Origin of the sequence: Cupriavidus sp. WS, from assembly GCF_000395345.1 — a bacterium.
Taxonomy (GTDB): Bacteria; Pseudomonadota; Gammaproteobacteria; order Burkholderiales; family Burkholderiaceae; genus Cupriavidus; species Cupriavidus basilensis_B.
In genome coordinates this window covers 1-2,774 of the sequence record NZ_AQPL01000533.1, presented here as the reverse complement: position 1 = coordinate 2,774, position 2,774 = coordinate 1, and the positions used below count along the sequence as shown (strand labels likewise).

The window sequence follows — 2,774 nt, the reverse complement described above, 5'->3', positions numbered from 1 at the left end:
GAGCCGCTGATCGTGGTCGAAGACCGCGGCGGCACGTCGGCATTGCCGTACTACGAAGCCCTGAACCTCCAGCCGCGCGCCAACGCGCCGGCCCGCCCACCCATCCCGACGCCCCGGGTTCCCGCCACGCCAGCGGACGAAGCCGCGATGCTGCCGGTGCGCAGCAGCAAGCTCACGCCCGGCACCGTCGCGCGGCGCGTGATCGAAGCGCCCGGCCTGCGGCCGTTCGCGGTCATCGGCGACGACGAGGCTTCCCGGGTCTGGTTGCAGCGCCGCGCCGCCGCTTTGCGTGAACGCAGCGCGGTCGGCTTGGTGGTCAACGTCGAGACCGCGCAGGGCCTGGCACGGCTGCGCGCTCTGGTGCCTGGCGTACCGCTCGCGCCCGTGGCCGGCGACGACCTGGCCGATCGCCTGGGCCTGCGGCACTACCCGGCGCTGATCACGGCCACCGGCATCGAGCAATGAAGCCATGTCAGGCAAACAGCCGGTCGAGGTTCTGCTACGCCCAGCGGTGGAGCTATACACCGTCGCGGCGTGTGCAGGCGCCGCGTTTCTGTGCCTGGTGGCCCCATGGTCGCTCGCGCTGAGCCCGGCCATGGGCATCGGCAGCGCCTTGGCGTTCGGCGCCTACGGCGCGATCCGCTACCGCGATGCCCGCATCATCCTGCGCTACCGGCGCAACATCCGCCGTCTGCCGCGGTACGTGATGACCAGCAAGGACGTGCCGGTCAGCCAGCAGCGCCTATTCGTGGGGCGCGGCTTTCTCTGGGAGCAGAAGCACACGCATCGGCTGATGCAGACGTACCGGCCCGAGTTCCGCCGCTACGTCGAGCATACGCCGGCCTACCGGCTGACCAGGCGCCTGGAGGAACGGCTGGAGTTCGCGCCGTTGCCGCTCTCGCGCCTGCCGAAGCTCACCGGCTGGGACGTGCCTTTCAACCCCGTGCGCCCGTTGCCGCCTGTGGGAGGCCTGCCAAGGCTGCACGGCATCGAACCCGACGAAGTGGACGTCAGCCTGCCGCTGGGCGAGCGCGTCGGGCACTCGCTGGTGCTGGGCACCACGCGGGTGGGCAAGACGCGTCTGGCCGAGTTGTTCGTTACCCAGGACATCCGGCGTAAGAACGCCGCGGGCGAGCATGAGGTCGTCATCGTCATCGATCCCAAGGGGGATGCCGATCTCTTGAAGCGGATGTACGTCGAAGCCCAGCGCGCTGGCCGCGAAGGCGAGTTCTACATCTTCCACTTGGGCTGGCCGGAAATCAGCGCCCGCTACAACGCCGTGGGCCGCTTCGGTCGGATCTCGGAAGTGGCGACACGCATCGCGGGGCAGCTCTCCGGCGAAGGCAACAGCGCGGCGTTCCGCGAGTTCGCATGGCGCTTCGTGAACATCATCGCTCGCGCCCTGGTGGAACTGGGGCAGCGCCCGGACTACATGCTGATCCAGCGCCACGTCATCAACATCGACGCGCTGTTCATCGAGTACGCCCAGCACTACTTTGCCAAGACGGAGCCCAAGGCCTGGGAGGTGATCGTCCAGATCGAGGCCAAGCTCAACGAGAAGAACATACCCAGGAACATGATCGGGCGCGAGAAGCGCGTCGTGGCGCTGGAGCAGTACCTGAGCCAGGCCCGCAACTACGACCCGGTACTCGACGGACTGCGCTCAGCGGTCCGCTACGACAAGACCTACTTCGACAAGATCGTCGCCAGCCTCCTGCCTCTGCTGGAAAAGCTCACCAGCGGCAAGATCGCCCAGCTCCTGGCGCCGAACTACTCCGACCTGGCCGACCCACGGCCGATCTTCGACTGGATGCAGGTGATCAGGAAGCGCGCCGTCGTCTATGTCGGCCTGGATGCGCTGTCTGATGCCGAGGTCGCCGCAGCGGTCGGCAACTCGATGTTCAGCGATCTCGTCTCGGTCGCCGGCCACATCTACAAGCACGGAATCGACGACGGCCTGCCGGGCGCATCGGCTGGTGCTCGCGTGCCGATCAATGTCCATGCGGACGAATTCAATGAACTCATGGGTGACGAATTCGTGCCGCTGATCAACAAAGGCGGCGGTGCCGGGCTGCAGGTCACGGCGTACACGCAGACCCTCTCGGACATCGAGGCCCGCATCGGCAACCGTGCGAAGGCCGGCCAGGTGATCGGCAACTTCAACAACCTGTTCATGCTGCGCGTGCGCGAGACGGCCACCGCCGAACTGCTGACGAGGCAGTTGCCGAATGTCGAGGTCTATACCACCACCATCGTCTCCGGCGCGACCGACAGCTCGGACATCCGTGGCGCGACGGATTTCACATCGAACACTCAGGACCGCATCAGCATGTCCAGCGTGCCGATGATCGAGCCGTCGCACGTCGTCGGCCTGCCCAAGGGCCAGTGCTTCGCGCTGCTGCAGGGCGGTCAGCTTTGGAAGGTGCGCATGCCGCTGCCGGCGCCGGACCCGGATGAGGTGATGCCGGCGGACTTGCAGCAACTGGCCGGGTACATGCGCCAGAGCTACAGCGAGGCCACTCAGTGGTGGGAGTTCACCAGTTCCCCGAACCTGCAGGATGCAGCCTTGCCCGATGACCTGCTGGATGATGCTGCTCCGGTCGAGCCTGGCGCGGTATCCACCGATACCGACCAGCGCACCGACGAGGCCGCGCCATGAAGGACGCCGCCTCGACCGCGCAACGGGAGCAGAACCAGCGCCAAGGCCTGATCGTCGGCACCATCACCTTGCCGTTCCGGCTGCTCGGCGTACTGATCGGCTCGCTGCTGTTCTC

Annotated in this window: 2 protein-coding genes and 1 pseudogene; all 3 read left to right on the top strand. The window is 66.9% G+C overall.

Going from position 1 to position 2,774, the window contains the following annotated elements:
• Positions 1-465: integrating conjugative element protein (locus K206_RS0133770; protein WP_020206708.1), on the top strand; the 465-nt coding region annotated here is incomplete at its 5' end.
• A gap of 4 nt (positions 466-469) precedes the next feature.
• Entirely contained in the window at positions 470-2,659 is a 2,190-nt protein-coding gene (traD, locus tag K206_RS0133765; RefSeq protein WP_029044392.1) for a type IV conjugative transfer system coupling protein TraD, read from the top strand.
• Positions 2,656-2,774, top strand: a pseudogene (locus K206_RS43360) (TIGR03747 family integrating conjugative element membrane protein); the annotation flags it as partial. The gene traD and the pseudogene K206_RS43360, both read left to right, overlap by 4 nt.

What these genes read in the sequence shown, in the direction of transcription:
- traD (WP_029044392.1), top strand. Translation starts at nt 470, where the DNA reads ATGTCAGGCAAACAGCCGGTCGAGGTTCTGCTACGCCCAGCGGTGGAG.